The organism is Neobacillus sp. NPDC058068, assembly GCF_042885335.1.
Lineage (GTDB): Bacteria > Bacillota > Bacilli > Bacillales > Cytobacillaceae > Neobacillus.
Genome location: NZ_JBHVSI010000011.1, coordinates 1 through 13,497 on the forward strand (window position 1 = coordinate 1; position 13,497 = coordinate 13,497).

Consider the following 13,497-nt stretch of genomic DNA (forward strand, 5'->3'; position numbering starts at 1 on the left):
TTCCTTTGCGCAGGGGCCTCCAAGCGAAGCGCGGAAGTTAAAAAAAATACGCCAAATCAAGCCGGATAAATATCTATTTTATTGACAGAAGTCCAGATTCGGCCAAACCAAATGCTTTAACCTAAACTAATCAATCATTTACCCAAACAGAAAGTTATTTTCGAAATTACTAAATCATAGTAAAATAGTAATAATATATATATTTAGAGGGGTAGATTCCTTTTGTTTTTCATTCGCCTTGTTAAATCATTTATGAAGAAGAAATGGTTTATCTATCTATTTCTCACTTTGGTCCCTGCTGCCGTTATTAGTTTTGTATTAGCACAGCATACGGTTAGCTCTGTTGAAAACAAATATAAAAGCGAAGCACAAGAGTTTGCCGATTTTCATGCGATGAATATTGAGCATTTTCTGAGTGAAACAGTGGGCAGATTAGAGATGCTCGCTACCTCTATTAAAATTCAAAATAATAACAAAGATGATTTACAAAAAATACTTCAAGAAACGGAAGAAAAGGATCCCCGTTTTTCCGGTTTTTATTGGTCTAACTCCAATGGTGACTTGTTAATCGGCTCAAATCCAATCAACAAACCAATCAATGTGAGTGATCGTCCTTATTTTCAGCAGGCGCTAAAAACGGGGCAAACCAGTTTATCTAAGGCCCATATCGGAAGGGTCATGGGAAGATATATCATTTCCGTTGCAACACCCATCGTGGATTATGGAAACGTAAAAGGAGTTCTTATAGCAAGCTTGCGGATAGACGAATTAGGAGCAGCTATTAATACTTTAATTAACGAGGAAATGATTGTCGTTACCGATGAAAGAGGGCAAACCTTAATAAAGGCCGGTTCCATTCCCGAAAAAAACTCGGTAAAATCCAGCATGGAAGTGACCCAGATACCTTGGACGATTTCTGCATATGTCACTTCTGAAAACGATTTGGTTTTTCGGAAAGCTCTGTTGCAATACTTCATCATTTTCCTACCGATTACGAACATATTGTTTTTATCGGTCCAACATTTATTATTGAGAAAAAAAATAAACAAAGACAAAGAACAAATAGAAATTCATAAGCTTGAGTTAATTGGCAATCTGGCTGCCAGCACAGCCCACGAAATCAGGAATCCTTTAACCGGAATTAAAGGTTTAGTGAAACTCTTAAGCGAGGAATTTCGGGAAGAAAAGGCACAAACTTATTTTGAAGTGATTCAATTGGAGATTGACCGAATTAATACGATTGTTGGTGAACTCCTTGTTCTGGGAAAACCAACCGCCTACAGGCTTAAAACTTATTATGCCAACGAAATTGTCGCTGAAATTGAACCGATTATTCATTCCGAAGCCAATTTTATGAATGTCGAATTATCAATCCATTATCATTCGGAAGGTCTTCCTGTTTCTTGTATCAAAGACCAATTAAAGCAAGTCATTCTTAACTTAGCGAAGAACTCTTTTCAGGCGATGCCAAATGGCGGGAGATTGTCTATTATTCTAGGAAAACAAGACGATTCATGTTTGATTACCGTTGCAGATAATGGAATCGGAATGCAGAAGGAACAAATAGCCCAGGCCTTTAAACCTTTTTTTACATTAAAAAAAGATGGTTCAGGATTGGGGTTAACCGTCTGCAAACGAATTATTGATTCTTATGGCGGGAAAATTTTGATAAAAAGTGTTCCTAACGAGGGTACTCAGGTTGAGATTATTCTTCCTTTAGTAATGAAAGAAGTTGACGGCAGACAAAAGTCGCAGTGAGCTACACTGCAATTTTTCTATTAGTCGCTATGAAAATTCGAAATAATAGAAAGAAATGAGCCGGAGTATTATCCTGGCTCATTTCTTTATTGAAAAATCTCTTGGAGCATCTCATCCTCGTCCAAAAATCTTAGTGCTTTTTGGCGATAAATCTCATCATGCAAATACGTATACCGATTGGGTTTCACCGTTGGAGCGATTTCGATGGCTTGTCGGTATTCTTCTTTATTTAAGCCAAGCCCTTTTACATAATCGAAAAAGCCGGTCCTTGTGAAAACTTTCATCATTCGCTCGGCGCGATGTTCTTGAACATTGGCCATAATGTAGGTTGCGATTCCCACTTGGATTCCGTGCATTTGCGGCTGCCTTGCGATTTTATCAAGTGCATGGGAAATCAAATGCTCAGAGCCGCTGATTGGCGAACTGTTTCCGCTAATAACCGTCGAGATACCGCCAAGTGTAAGTGAACTGATGAGTTCCTTTAGAAGAATCGGATTGCGAATGTCGGTCAATGGTGTTCGAATAAAACTATTAACCGCTTTTTTACTAAGCATGTAGGCGAAATGGTTCATCCTTGCCGCTCCATGCTGTTCCTCAAACTCCCAATCATAAAGAGCGGTTATGTTAGATAGCAAATCGCCAATCCCTGCTAGGATAAACCGATTCGGGACATGCTGAATAATATCTAGGTCGGCAATAATTCCGTACGGGACTCTCGCTGGAACCGTCGTTTTCTTTTTATTGACGATGAGTGAGCAATTGCTGCTGGCAAAGCCATCATTGGAAGCAGACGTTGGAATGCTAAGGAATGGACTCCTTCGTGAAAAGGCAATATATTTTCCGTAATCAATCACCGTCCCGCCGCCCATGGCAATCACCACATCAAAGCGCTCCATTTCGAATGCTTTTTTGATGAGGTCCTGAATATCTAGATCTGACGTCATGAGTAAAGCTGAAATTTTCACATCGGAAATAGAGTTAAGAATATCCTGTCTGTACGTTTGATAGGTAAAATCATCGAACAAGAACACAGCATTAGCAAACCCATGTTGTTTCAAAATCCGATCAAGGTTAAAAACAGTTCCCTTACCTATTTCTAAAATTGCGGGAATCGGAACACTGGTAACAGGTGTCAACACTTAAGACAGCACCCCTTTTTCAAGCAAATAATTCTCCACTTCTTTAAATGTTTCAACCGGAATAAATGGCACCTTCTTTTCACGGAGCAAGTCCTGCAAGCCGTTTTTTGCAAACGTAACATCTGCATACCGGGCAGGGTGGGAATCCGGCTCACTATCGCCGATAAAATAAATCGTTTCGTACTCTTCCTTCAGTTTCTGAATCACTTTGGTTTTATCGATTCCGTAACGTTCAGAATAATGCCATTGGTTTTTGTCAATGTTCATTTGGACGTTCTTCTCACGATAGTGCCCTTCATTGGAAAAAACCTTTACATTCTCAACACCATACTTTTTTAAGAGATGATAAATATAATAGTCTGTACCGGCACTCAAAATATAAAAATCGGCACCGCTCGCTTGTACCTTTTTAATAAAATCAGGAACATATTCATCAATTGGGATGGCAAGTGTATCCTCGATAATTTTTTCTTCCTCTTGATTGATCGACTTGAAAATCGTCGCCAGGAAATCAATATCCTTGATTTCGCCAGCTTTCCAGTTCTTATAAAGTTCCCGGCCTTCCGGAAAATATTTGTCCATCATCACAATATAGAAGTCCTGTTTAGAAATCGTCCCATCAAAATCCGAAACAAACGCCCATTTTTTCACAAAGCAGCCCTCCATGGTCAATGTTATTCCTTTGTATAATACCCAAAATATCACAAAAGGCGGATTTTACAAAGGAAAGGGGCCCTGAAGTCTATTAAAACTTAAAAACCTTCGCCAAAGCTTTCATTGACTCTGGACCGCAGATTTTTGCAAAATGGTTCTTGATTTCTGCTTTTGCCGTTTCAACGTCAATAGTACGCTCGTCAACATGGTGGTTTTCAGCCCAATACCTCATCGTTTCAAAAGATGTACTGCTCCAGCCATTCTTCTCTCCCAGATCATTCATTTTCGCCTTCGTACCGGAAACAACAATATCCATGGATCCTTGAAGCTCTAGCAAGGCGTGATCAAATGGCTTTTTCTTTTCTTTATCTTTCATTCCTGCTTGGACTCTTAGCAATCTTGTATCGATGCCTTCTTCTCCGCTAATTAACGTAAACAATTCCAGCGCCTCTCTTGAAACGAGACCATCCTCATAGCGTTTTTTCACCGGATGTTGTGATCCTAATATAGTTTTTACTAGAGGAAGGAGTTCCCTTGAGATTAAAATAGATTTTTTCTTTATGAATTTTCCGTAGGCAGCCACACCATCGACCGGGAATTTAGCCCGCCACATCCATGGATCTAATTCCGAACCCGAATGCCAATTTTCTTTCAAGGTAATGCTATCTAGCGACGGGTAACCAGGGATGAGCTGTGCCAATGGGAGCATACCAACTTCTTTTATGACTTCAATGGCTTCTTCATATGTATGTATCTGAAAATCTTTCAAATTAACCACTCTACTTTCTCCGTTAATGAGTTATCTTACTTGTTCTCCTTAACAACATTGTGGACCCAGGTGCCAAATTTAAAACTACCATTTACCACGATATTCCAAACCTATTATACATTGTGTTCTGAATTTTCGGTATGATAATTTTGAGATGTGAGTGAAAATTATGATAAATTAATAGGGAGTGCAGTTTTCTTTATTTAAATCCAAAAAATACCGATAGGAGATGTTGGTAAAGTGTCGTTGGAAAGTGTAAAAGCCCATTTTAAACAGTGGCATCGTGAAGTAGATGTGATGGAATTTGACACCTCGAGTGCTACCGTTGAACTTGCAGCCGAAGCAATTGGCGTCATCCCTGCCCGGATTGCGAAAACATTATCATTCAGGGGTGACGGAGAACAAGCCATTTTGATCGTCGCCGCTGGAGATGCAAAAATCAATAACAAGAAATTTCGTGATACCTTTGGTTTTAAAGCCCGAATGCTTAATCCTGATGAAGTGCTCGAACAAACCGGACATGCGATTGGCGGCGTGTGCCCATTTGGGTTGGAAAATAGCCTAGATGTTTACCTTGATGTCTCAATGAAACGATTTGAGACCCTGTTCCCGGCTTGCGGAAGCTCCAACTCTGCCATCGAATTGACAACGGAGGAAATTTTCCACTATTCATTTGCTAAGGAATGGGTGGATGTTTGTAAAGGCTGGGAAGAAGCTGAGCCCGAAGAGAATGTTACTCTAATTAATCAGCACACAAAAAATGCCTAGGGGCTGTTCAGACCCCTAAGCGTTTTTATTTATCGTTTCTTGATGAATTAAACCCCTATTAGCTTGTAAGAGGGGTTTATTTTTTTAGGTGACCTTTTAATGCAATTAATTTTTTCTGAATAAAAGGCTCGATTTCTTCGGGTAATTGATTTAATCTAAAAAACATAGCTTCTATTCCTTGATTACGATCAGGAGTTATTTCTCCTTCATACTCGGTACATAAATAACCAATTGCAACAGTATGGTACCTTTCATCGACTCGATTTATTAATTCCTTGCCTGAATAGACACCAATCAATTTTAACGACTTTATCTTTACGCCTATATTTTCAAAGACAATTCGTGTAATACACTCTTCAACTGACTCATTTAACTGTAAAGTTCCACTTGGAATAGTCCACGTCCCACCTATGTTTCGACTCAGTAGAATTTCTCCTTTATTATTAATGATAGCTACACTAGGCCGCACGATGATTAGTGGAGAATCCCCAATCATTTCTCTTATATCTTCACAGTACCCCATAAATACCACTCCATTTGATAAGGATTAAATGCAACTATTTTAATTGAAATAGAAGAGTATGAAAGGAGTAACCTACTCCTTTTTAGATGGCATTTGTCAGCCGCCTTCTATGCAAGTTGTGTTGGAACTTCCTACTACTTTATTTAATTCAGTTAACAATTCTTGAAAAATGCTGTCGTTTACTAATACTTGTAATGTTTTTTCTGTAATTGGAATATTGTATTTTTGAAAAACCTCTACTGTTTCTTCCCATACTTCGCTTATAGCCTTTGAAGTCATATTTGATTGGATTACCAAAGAAACAACCACCTTTAATCCTTTTTTCTATTAGAATGGTTTTAATATCATTAAGGAGATAATGATTAGAAAAATTACATTTTCCATGTTTTCATAGCGAAATAGAACTTTTGATAGGCGCCAATATTCTTCTGGAATGGCTTCGCCCTTATGTGATTCTAATAGTGCTTTAATTGGTTTAGACCTTGGTGATAATACGAGCGGACCCATCGCAAGCGCAGCTAAAAAGAGGACGAGACTTGTTACATACCACCCCATTCGGAATAGACTTGGATTTAAATAGCCCATCGCCAAACCTGTGAGGAGTAAAAATATGCCCCCAATCATCACAAATATATGTAATTTATGCCTGATCATATAAGAATGTCTTAACTCGGTCATCGTATTCCCCGATTTAACAACAGTCGTTAAAACAAAACCCGGGCCCATTCCCAAAATCGCTGAAAAAATATGTATGAAAACAATGATGTTATAAATAGTACTCACAGGTGTGAAACCCCCAATCTCTGCATTCTCCTATTTTAACATAAAAATATCATCTTAAAAGTGATGGTATTGGCACCTGTGAGCCGATTTGTCCTTTTTCAGCCATTAAATTTCCATCCTCTAAATGCTATAATGGAGATTATTGAAATCTAAAAGGGGGCTGTCATCATCAATAAAATTGTTAAGATTCTCTTTGTTATCGGTGGATTTCTCGCCCTTGGTTTAGGGATTTTAGGTATCATCCTGCCGCTTCTGCCGACGACTCCATTTTTACTTTTAGCATCGTTCTGCTTTGTGAAAGGCTCAGAACGATTTGAACGCTGGTTTAAAGGAACAAAAATCTATCAGCGTCATTTGGAAAGCTTTGTTAGAGAGAGGGCCATGACATTAAAAAAAAAACTGACCATTCTACTTTTTGCAGACGCGATGATTGCCATCCCCTTCTTTCTGCTCAACAGTATAATCATAAGGGGCATCCTTCTCTTCATCATCCTTTATAAATACTATTATTTCTTCACAAAAATAAAAACGGTTCAGACTAATAAGGGTGTCAGGCACCCTGTGAAAAATTCACATGGTGTCTGACACACTTTTCTTTTCGGAACTAGTACAAAAGTCGAACCAAATTTTCAGTTGAGGTAATATAATATTAGGATGATGAGACAAGCAGGGAGTGATGATATTGGAACCGAAATGGCTGGGTTGGGCAAAGCAGCTTCAATCCATTGCCCAAGCAGGATTAACCTATTCAAAAGATGTGTATGACTTGGAGCGTTTTGAATTAATCCGTAATATTAGCGTGGACATTTTAGCTCACCATACAGATTTGGACAGGACAATAATCAAAGATCTATTTGCTAGTGAAACGGGTTATGCGACGCCTAAAGTCGATATTCGCGGTGTGGTCTTTAAAGAAGGGAAAATATTAATGGTCCGCGAAAACATGGATGGACGCTGGTCATTACCTGGGGGTTGGGCTGATATTGGACTAACTCCAAGTGAAGTTGCTGTTAAGGAGATTAAGGAAGAATCGGGATTTGATGTGAAAGCCTTTAAATTGTTAGCCGTAATGGATATGAAACGCCACCCCCATCCGCCTTCTTCCTATCACATTTATAAAATGTTGATCCAATGTGAGATTATTGGCGGGCAGGCTGCGGAGGGAATTGAAACAAGCGAAGTGAAATTCTTTGCTGAAAACGAACTTCCGCCGCTGTCAACAGCCCGGAATACAAAATCACAAATTGAAATGGCCTTTAACTATTTAAAAAACCCACAAGAGCCCATCTATTTTGATTAGGTCTATTATAACAATTGGCGGTCTTCGTTTTAATTCTGAAAATGGAAAAAACCAAGGTGTATTTGAAATTCGTCAAAATACATCTTGGTTTATTGTTTTTTAGTCTGGTTATTCTAGGCAATAAATTAAATAAACCACGAGCACAAATTATCAAAAGGAAAAGCCCGCCACACTGTTTGTATAACGAACCAGTCAGATTATTAGGGCAGTCATTTTCCTACTCCTTTGGCATTTTGCTTAAATCCATATACAACACATTCCAGCGATGGCCGTCCAAATCAGCAAAACCGCAGCCGTACATCCAGCCTTGGTTCGCTGCCGGCTCTCCAAAGATGGTACCGCCAGCCATTGCTGCCTTCTTAGCCATTTCATCAACTTCTTCCCTGCTCTCTGCATCAATGGAAAGCAATACTTCCGTAGCTTGCTTTGTATCGACAAGTTCATGTTGGGTAAAATTTTTGAAAGTGGAATCAGGAAAAAGCATCACAACAGCGTTATTATCCCCGATGATTAATTGCGCTTGATCGCTATTGCCATGTTGAGTATTAATAGTAAATCCAAGTTTGGCATAAAACTCTTTTGATTTATTAATGTCTTTTACCGGCAAGTTAATCCAAAATTGTTTTGTCAAAGTGATTTTTCTCCTTTTTTTATTATTCCTAAACGCTGGGTATTGATTTTCCTCTATTTTATTATTAGAAATTTAATTACTATTTATGAATACTAGGTCAAATATATTAGTAAACCTTCTAGCCATAGAAAGTTTATTTACCCCTCAATTCTTTGATATCTTCCCTAAGTAGTTTGTTTTCTTTTATCAGTACATCCTCTATAAATTTATAATCTGTAATAATCAAGTCTAAAAAACTATCAACTGCGCCTTCATTGTAGCCGCCAAAGAGCTTTTTTTTGAAATTCTTATCATGTATCATTTCTTTAGTTAATACTAAATTATCGTGAATTTTTCCTTTTCTAGAAGGTATCTCATCAACGGATAGTAAATTTATAGTTCCATCCCAGTAATTGATTACAATTCTTGTACCATTGGTATTTTCCATGTGAATTTCTATGCTTTTAATATCGAACGATTTTTCAGGAGGGAGCGACCTGGCAGAAATATTTGTTATAGTATATCCTTCATCGAGCTTAGATTGATAAACTTTTTTCAATTTAGGATATTCATTAATAAATTCCTTTAATTTTTCAAATAGCATTGTGGACACCCTTTTTTTTATTCGTTATGATAAAAAACAAATCTATTGCCAACCACATTTTCTTACGTCGGCAACAATCCATTTATTACCATTTAATGTTTTCACCCAAATCAAAACACTGAATCACATTATTCTCAAAATCTTCGCCATATAGTATTCATCCACAAATTCCCCAGCAATAAAAAGTGAATGGCGTTTTGTTCCTTCAATCTCGAATCCCATTTTCTTATACAACGCTACTCCGGCCTCATTCTGAGTGACTGTCGTTAACTCTAGACGGTGAATATTGTGTTCCATTGACCATTCTTCTAGTTTCGTAAATAACTTTGTTCCTACGCCTTTTCCTCGATAATCCTTTAGAATCCCAATAACAATATAGGCTGAATGTTTGGTTCTTCTCGCAGTGCCGCCAATCGCATACAGATATCCTAACAAATTGTTGTCTTTTTCTGCAATGAATATAGTCGAGTTATCACTTTTTTTCATATTTTCAATTCTATTTCTTTGCTGTTCAGCTGTTATTTGTCTTTCTCCCGCTTCCATCAACATAAATTCGGATTCAGCCTCAACTTGCTGAATAACGCGCACTAAGTTTTCTGCATCTGTTATTCTTATTTCTCTAATAAGCAATGCCTATCTCTCCCTTGAAAAATTTTCCCTTATGTAAATGTGTCATTATATCTTATCGACCGTTAACTGCTTTTCTGGCTGATGAACCATTCATATCCTAAATTATAGGTATATTTCTTATATCATCCCACCCATAAACAAGTTCATATAGTTTTTCCCCGGCAAAATCCACTTCTATGGTATCGATTTTTTTACCTCCCAACACCTCATAAAAAAACCGGGAGCTATTATCTTCAAGCACTAATACCAACATGGTTGAGATATTTTGCTGTAGCAGTTCCGTAATAATTGGTTTCACCAATAACTTTCCAAGTCCGTTTCCTTGGTATTCCTTTAAAATATAAATGGCATATAATTCGCCTGCGTATTCAGGGTATTCACCCGTTCTCTCCTTGCCCCCAGATGAAAATCCAACAATTTTTCCATCCGTGGTTTCTGCAACATAGACACCCCCGTTGGGTATGTTGTCCTGCCATAACTGCTCACGGCTTTCATAGGAAAGCTTATTTAAATATTCGTCTGGAACAATATTTGTATAGGTAGTTCTCCAACTATCAACATGGACTTTCGCGATTCCAATGACATCAGCTAACACGGCTTTTCTAATCTTCATTCCAACACCTCCACATTTATCGATTGTTATTCCCTTTATATATCTCTAAAGCTTCTAATAAAAATTGCATGTCATATCCAGTTTTTTCATGGATTCTTTCTGCCCAATCCTCTACTCTATCGATCTTTGTATCATGAAATTGTCCTTCACTCGTGCTTAAAAAGCTCTTCCAGCCGTAGAATTCCCAATGGGCTACTTCAGATTTATATGGTATTCTACACTCTAGCAAAGGCTTTGGTTTAATTAAATTCTGAGAATACTCAGCTGCCTTGATGAAGATGTCCCCATCTATTGGTTGAGTGTCATATATCTGTTTGGATACTTTACCATTGGGTCTATGATAGAATATTTCGACAAACTTTTCACATTGTTTAACTTGAACCTGTGCTCCTGGAAAAAAACCACTAAGCTTCTCTTCAGTAAAATCTTCGTTATTTTCGTCGATTAGAATGGGATTTAACCATTGATCCCCCAAATCACACAAAAACCGATTGCCCTCCTCATCTAGTGCAACCACCACCACATGAGCATGGCTGCTGTTTAGATTATGACCAATTGGATAGGCTGTAATCCCGTTATTTTGAAATTCATCAAGTAGCCATATGGCAAGGTCAAAGCAATTACCAGCTATACCAAACTGATGCCTGTGTTCCCACATAAGGGAAACATCTCGTTGTTTCTTATCATTACTTTTTGTCTGGAACCATGCTTTTGTTAAGGTTTCCATGGGGAAATCATCAAATTTGTTCCATGTACTTAGAATACTATTTGGGGCAAACAAATTTCAAACACCTACTTTAGAGATTTTTCTTTCTAGAAATCTTACAAACTCTAAATAAAATCCAATGGGACAAGAAACCCATAAGGTTTTCCTATTTAATTCGCCAAAGCAGTGAAAGACCCCTTCATGCTTCCTGTTTTAACAGCTGAGCAATGGAGAAATTCTCTAATAGTGAGAGAAAACTCGTCTTAGTTTCACTAAGGTGGAGAACGGCATATTATTAACAACAAAAATTTTTAATATAACATGTAACGTCCGAGAACCTCCAGACGTTTTTATTATTGTTAACAACCTGGCAGAGAAAGTAGGTGCTAAATAAATGCCTGAATTTAAGAATTTACAACAAGACAACGATGGTACCACAGATTCCTTGGAAGATATTTGTTCGGCTACGTGGGAACCGGTCTATCGATTTATATATTATAAAGTTCAAAATCGTGAGGAAGCAGAGGATATCACGCAGGAAACGTATGTCAAGGCAATTTCTTATTTACAGAGGGGTACTATTCATCCTGAAAAATACATTGGTTTTTTAAAAACCGTTGCCTTAAATGTTTTGCGTGACCTGTGGCGGAAGAAAAAACGCAGAGGAACCTCCGTCAATATTGATTTGATTAACCCAGTCGATAACACGGAGGAAAATCCTGCAGAAACAGCTACACAACGTCTATTAATAGAAAATGCACTGATTCAACTAAATAAAGAACAACGTACTGTTATTGAGCTACGGATTATTAAAGGGTATTCGGTAGCCGATACCGCTAAAGTCATGAATAAAAAAGAAGTGACCATTCGTGTGATGCAGCATCGGGCATTACAGCTGCTTGCCGAGATCCTTAAAACAAATAATTAGAGTAAAGGGGGAAAATGAAATGGATTCCAAGGAACAGAAATTATCCGATTATATTGATTGCTTGAATGCCGAGCGGAAGCCTGATGAACTGGAAGGTTACACTGATTCAGAAAATTTAGAGGATCTTTTTCAAACCGTTCGACTGGTTCGCACCCTAAAGGAACCAGCGATGCCGGAAGCTAATTTTCAAAAGAAACTAACGAAAGCGATGGAAGAAAACGTATCACAAAAGAAGCCTGCCAAATACAGAAAATGGGCGTGGCTTACTGGAGTGGCCAGTATCGCTGCCATTTTCGCCCTTATGTTGAATCTCGTGTTACCTTTTGGCGGGGCAAAAATCGTGAATGCGATGGAAGCGGCGTACCAAGATGTCAAAGCCTATCATGGAATCCTTGAAATTGTTGAAACAAATGCTAACGGAGAAACGACCACGCAAGGGAAAGTGGAGGTATGGGCAAACAAAGATGGGCAGTATTATATAAAAGGGTTGGAAGGACCAAATAAAGATTTAATCACTGTTAATAATGGCAAACAGAAATGGCAGCTCCAACCTGACCAAAAGGAAGTGCATCTATTTCCTGCCTTTCCTGACGCTTACCGGTTTATTTTTGAACTAGGAAATGAAATTAAGGAAGTAACGAATGCCTTGTCCACTAAAGTGGTTGGCGATGATACTGTAGCTGGTAGGAAGGCATCTATTCTAGAGGTAACCCCTAAAGGTGGTGCCCCGTACCGAATTTGGGTTGATAAAGATACAAACCTTCCGTTACAAAAACAAACGGCCATGCAAAATGCAATCCAATATAAAGTAACGTACACAAAAATTGATTTCAGCGAGGCAGTACCTGCGGAACTTATCGCTTATCATGTACCAAAAGGCTTTAAAGAGATTGACACTAACCCTGAGCAATTAGTAACCGATATGAATGAAGTAAAGGCAGTGGCCGGATTTTCTCCAAAGACACCTACATCCATCCCGGCCGGATTTACGCAAGACCATTTAGCGGTTATCCCCAATCAAAATCTTGTGAAAGTTTATTACAGCTCACAAGATAAGAAGAGCAAGGTTATCATTGCACAAGGGAAGTCTGTAAGCGAGTTTAAACCTGTCGCAACGGCAATTTTAGGAAAAATTAAAAATGGGATCGCTGAAATCCAGTCACCTGTTCAGGAGGATGCCGGAGTGCTTGGCGGGGGCGGTCTCTATGCGGGTGTAAAGGATATTAGCTCAATCCGCTGGCAGCAGGATGGCTTTGAATTTGCAGTAGTAGGCAATGCTCCATTAGAAGAACTGGCCTCATTTGTTAAGGGCTTAACGAATGGTGCTTTTGAAATGCCTGCTGTTGATGAGCAGATGAAACCTCAAGTAGAAGTTCCTTACGACATAACCGTGGAAGAAAATACGCAGAAAAGTGTCGATGCAGGAAGCTCTCCATGGAAACTCGATCCTGCATTTACAGCACAGGTTTTTGTCAGCTTAAAAATTTCTCCAAATGGGATCACTGGAGAATATCCAATTGCCGAGGAGGACTTGAAAGTCATCCAAAACAACGGGAAAGAGGCAATAATTGAGGTTGGCGGTGATAAAACCCCGATAAAGAAAGTGTACCTAAAGCGGCTAGTTAGACAAGATACCACAGGAATTTGGACCGTCGTTGGCTATGACCCAAAGTAAACTCGCCGATTGGCGAGCCGTTAGGCGGTTCATGAGG

General features: G+C 38.6%; 17 protein-coding genes. 6 read left to right on the top strand and 11 right to left on the bottom strand.

The genetic code is table 11. The features are described 5' to 3' along the window. Positions 1–222: 222 nt before the first annotated feature. Positions 223–1,758: an ATP-binding protein gene (locus ACFVSW_RS13895; protein ID WP_387316950.1), complete on the top strand. Its 1,536-nt coding sequence runs from the start codon at positions 223–225 to the stop codon at positions 1,756–1,758. A gap of 86 nt (positions 1,759–1,844) precedes the next feature. Here ACFVSW_RS13895 and ACFVSW_RS13900 read toward each other — a convergent pair whose 3' ends face one another. From ACFVSW_RS13900 to ACFVSW_RS13910, 3 genes are all read right to left on the bottom strand, one after another. Continuing rightward, positions 1,845–2,897 (bottom strand): iron-containing alcohol dehydrogenase family protein, encoded by a 1,053-nt coding sequence (locus tag ACFVSW_RS13900; RefSeq protein WP_387316953.1) that lies wholly within the window; start codon positions 2,895–2,897, stop codon positions 1,845–1,847. Beyond that, positions 2,898–3,548 (bottom strand): MtnX-like HAD-IB family phosphatase, encoded by a 651-nt coding sequence (locus ACFVSW_RS13905; RefSeq protein ID WP_387316955.1) that lies wholly within the window; start codon positions 3,546–3,548, stop codon positions 2,898–2,900. Between the two features lie 94 nt (positions 3,549–3,642). Beyond that, positions 3,643–4,329 (bottom strand): AlkZ-related protein, encoded by a 687-nt coding sequence (locus ACFVSW_RS13910; protein WP_387316957.1) that lies wholly within the window; start codon positions 4,327–4,329, stop codon positions 3,643–3,645. Positions 4,330–4,560: 231 nt separating this feature from the next. On the opposite strand from ACFVSW_RS13910, the gene ACFVSW_RS13915 reads away from it, so the two are divergent. Next, a complete protein-coding gene (locus tag ACFVSW_RS13915; RefSeq protein WP_387316960.1) occupies positions 4,561–5,088 on the top strand; it encodes a YbaK/EbsC family protein in 528 nt (175 codons plus the stop codon). Positions 5,089–5,164: 76 nt separating this feature from the next. On the opposite strand, the gene ACFVSW_RS13920 is transcribed toward ACFVSW_RS13915, so the two are convergent. The 3 genes from ACFVSW_RS13920 to ACFVSW_RS13930 all read right to left on the bottom strand — a co-directional run bounded on the left by ACFVSW_RS13920 (position 5,165) and on the right by ACFVSW_RS13930 (position 6,394). Further along, positions 5,165–5,611 carry an NUDIX domain-containing protein gene (locus ACFVSW_RS13920; protein ID WP_387316962.1) on the bottom strand — a complete coding sequence of 149 codons (447 nt, stop codon included), beginning with the start codon at positions 5,609–5,611 and terminating at the stop codon, positions 5,165–5,167. Between the two features lie 96 nt (positions 5,612–5,707). Next, positions 5,708–5,908, bottom strand: coding sequence for a hypothetical protein (locus ACFVSW_RS13925; RefSeq protein ID WP_387316964.1), 201 nt, complete (start codon positions 5,906–5,908; stop codon positions 5,708–5,710). A gap of 30 nt (positions 5,909–5,938) precedes the next feature. Then, complete coding sequence (locus tag ACFVSW_RS13930; RefSeq protein ID WP_387316966.1) at positions 5,939–6,394, bottom strand: DUF2269 family protein; 456 nt, start codon at positions 6,392–6,394, stop codon at positions 5,939–5,941. 186 nt (positions 6,395–6,580) lie between these two features. On the opposite strand from ACFVSW_RS13930, the gene ACFVSW_RS13935 reads away from it, so the two are divergent. Together ACFVSW_RS13935 and ACFVSW_RS13940 are read left to right on the top strand one after the other, a co-directional pair. After that, positions 6,581–6,979 carry a YbaN family protein gene (locus tag ACFVSW_RS13935; protein ID WP_387317391.1) on the top strand — a complete coding sequence of 133 codons (399 nt, stop codon included), beginning with the start codon at positions 6,581–6,583 and terminating at the stop codon, positions 6,977–6,979. Between the two features lie 97 nt (positions 6,980–7,076). Continuing rightward, the gene (locus ACFVSW_RS13940; protein WP_387316969.1) at positions 7,077–7,694 is read left to right on the top strand and encodes an NUDIX hydrolase; all 618 of its coding nucleotides are present in this window, start codon (positions 7,077–7,079) and stop codon (positions 7,692–7,694) included. Positions 7,695–7,911: 217 nt separating this feature from the next. On the opposite strand, the gene ACFVSW_RS13945 is transcribed toward ACFVSW_RS13940, so the two are convergent. From ACFVSW_RS13945 to ACFVSW_RS13965, 5 genes are all read right to left on the bottom strand, one after another. Beyond that, entirely contained in the window at positions 7,912–8,325 is a 414-nt protein-coding gene (locus tag ACFVSW_RS13945; RefSeq protein ID WP_387316972.1) for a VOC family protein, read from the bottom strand. A 133-nt stretch (positions 8,326–8,458) separates the two neighbouring features. Further along, positions 8,459–8,908: a DivIVA domain-containing protein gene (locus ACFVSW_RS13950; protein WP_387316975.1), complete on the bottom strand. Its 450-nt coding sequence runs from the start codon at positions 8,906–8,908 to the stop codon at positions 8,459–8,461. Between the two features lie 123 nt (positions 8,909–9,031). Beyond that, the gene (locus tag ACFVSW_RS13955) at positions 9,032–9,538 is read right to left on the bottom strand and encodes a GNAT family N-acetyltransferase (RefSeq protein WP_387316978.1); all 507 of its coding nucleotides are present in this window, start codon (positions 9,536–9,538) and stop codon (positions 9,032–9,034) included. Between the two features lie 97 nt (positions 9,539–9,635). Beyond that, positions 9,636–10,151, bottom strand: coding sequence for a GNAT family N-acetyltransferase (locus tag ACFVSW_RS13960; RefSeq protein WP_387316980.1), 516 nt, complete (start codon positions 10,149–10,151; stop codon positions 9,636–9,638). A 16-nt stretch (positions 10,152–10,167) separates the two neighbouring features. Next, positions 10,168–10,932, bottom strand: coding sequence for a hypothetical protein (locus ACFVSW_RS13965; RefSeq protein ID WP_387316983.1), 765 nt, complete (start codon positions 10,930–10,932; stop codon positions 10,168–10,170). Between the two features lie 319 nt (positions 10,933–11,251). Between ACFVSW_RS13965 and ACFVSW_RS13970 the strand changes: the two genes are divergently transcribed. Continuing rightward, a complete protein-coding gene (locus ACFVSW_RS13970; protein ID WP_387316986.1) occupies positions 11,252–11,785 on the top strand; it encodes an RNA polymerase sigma factor in 534 nt (177 codons plus the stop codon). Positions 11,786–11,804: 19 nt separating this feature from the next. After that, entirely contained in the window at positions 11,805–13,460 is a 1,656-nt protein-coding gene (locus ACFVSW_RS13975) for a LolA family protein (RefSeq protein ID WP_387316988.1), read from the top strand. The last annotated feature ends 37 nt before the right edge of the window (positions 13,461–13,497 follow it).

What these genes read in the sequence shown, in the direction of transcription:
- ACFVSW_RS13950 (WP_387316975.1), bottom strand. Translation starts at nt 8,908, where the DNA reads ATGCTATTTGAAAAATTAAAGGAATTTATTAATGAATATCCTAAATTG.
- ACFVSW_RS13920 (WP_387316962.1), bottom strand. Translation starts at nt 5,611, where the DNA reads ATGGGGTACTGTGAAGATATAAGAGAAATGATTGGGGATTCTCCACTA.
- ACFVSW_RS13960 (WP_387316980.1), bottom strand. Translation starts at nt 10,151, where the DNA reads ATGAAGATTAGAAAAGCCGTGTTAGCTGATGTCATTGGAATCGCGAAA.
- ACFVSW_RS13975 (WP_387316988.1), top strand. Translation starts at nt 11,805, where the DNA reads ATGGATTCCAAGGAACAGAAATTATCCGATTATATTGATTGCTTGAAT.
- ACFVSW_RS13970 (WP_387316986.1), top strand. Translation starts at nt 11,252, where the DNA reads ATGCCTGAATTTAAGAATTTACAACAAGACAACGATGGTACCACAGAT.